We start from the raw sequence: 1,183 nt of genomic DNA on the forward strand, positions 1-1,183 counted from the left end.
AGCTTGAATATATAACGAACCATCCCGGCCTCTGGCTCGTAGATTTCCAGCTTCCGGGTGTCCGGGTTGCGCCAGTAGCCGTAAGCCGCCCTACCGCTGACATGCTCGCCCCGCCGGGCCCGCTGCATTTTATTGACTTTCGTCCGGCGGCCAATCATCTCATATTCCATGGAGGCGTATAACGAGCTGATATCATACAAATAACGGGAGGCCTCTGAACCGGCCAGGTCAAAGACTTGCGTCGGCGTAATGATTTTCACATCATGCTCAATACATTCTTTTTTAATGATCTGGGAGATAAGCCCATTGCGGGACAGGCGGTCCAGTGATACGGCAAAAATGGCCTGGTAGCGCCCAAGGTTCTTAAGCAGCTTCTGCAACTGAGGGCGGGCCTCCAACTGATGCTTCCCCCCGCTCACGATTTCTTCGTACACCTCAAAGGTGTAATCATGCTCGCGGCAAAATTCCGCCATCAGCTCACGGTGATTGCGAAGCGTGTCTTCATTCTCTCCCTTGGACCGTGATATGCGCAGGTAGAGTGCGCCGAATATTCCGGTAATTCCATTCATGCTGCTCATCCTCCATCCTATAGAGCCTGATTCTCGAATTTGTCCCGCCCCACGCTTACATTCTATGTTTTACCTCCTACGTTTAGGTAAACGTAAACCAATATTGGGTTAGATGTAAGGGGGATATCTTCATTTATGATATAATAACCCCATGATCTCGCCAAAGAATGGATTTTCTGCGAGTGAAAAAGCATTGATGATCTTGAAGTGCATGTCGTTGAGTTGTCCAAGCTGGATGATCAGTCTGTTCCCACGGAGGGGGGGCTGGTCAATTGGCTGCTGTTCCTGAAAGGAGCCGACAAATCGAATTGGGAGGTGCTTACGATGAATGAACCCACCTTGAAAAAAGCCATGGATACGCTTGAGTTTCTCAGCCAGGACCGAGAGGCACGCCGACGTTACGAGGAACGGCAGAAGTACTTGCATGATGAAGCCTCCATGATCGAATGGGCGACGAGAAAAGGTATGACTGAGGGGAGAGCTGCGGGCCGGGCTGAGGGCCGAGCTGAAGGCCGGGCTGAAGGTGAGGCCCAAGGGGAACAAAAGAAAGCCATGGAAATTGCCAGAAATATGCTGGCTCTGGGCATAGAAGTGTCCATCATTGCCAAAGCCAG

Annotated in this window: 1 protein-coding gene and 1 pseudogene; one reads left to right on the plus strand and one right to left on the minus strand. The window is 51.3% G+C overall.

What is annotated here, in order from left to right; all coding sequences use genetic code 11:
* On the minus strand, nucleotides 1-569 hold a 569-nt coding region (locus ACE41H_RS25090; RefSeq protein ID WP_375358303.1), incomplete at its 3' end, for a recombinase family protein.
* A 195-nt stretch (nucleotides 570-764) separates the two neighbouring features.
* Here ACE41H_RS25090 and ACE41H_RS25095 point away from each other — a divergent pair.
* Nucleotides 765-1,183, plus strand: a pseudogene (locus ACE41H_RS25095) (Rpn family recombination-promoting nuclease/putative transposase); the annotation flags it as partial.

Origin of the sequence: Paenibacillus enshidis (genome assembly GCF_042136365.1) — a bacterium.
Lineage (GTDB): Bacteria > Bacillota > Bacilli > Paenibacillales > Paenibacillaceae > Paenibacillus > Paenibacillus enshidis.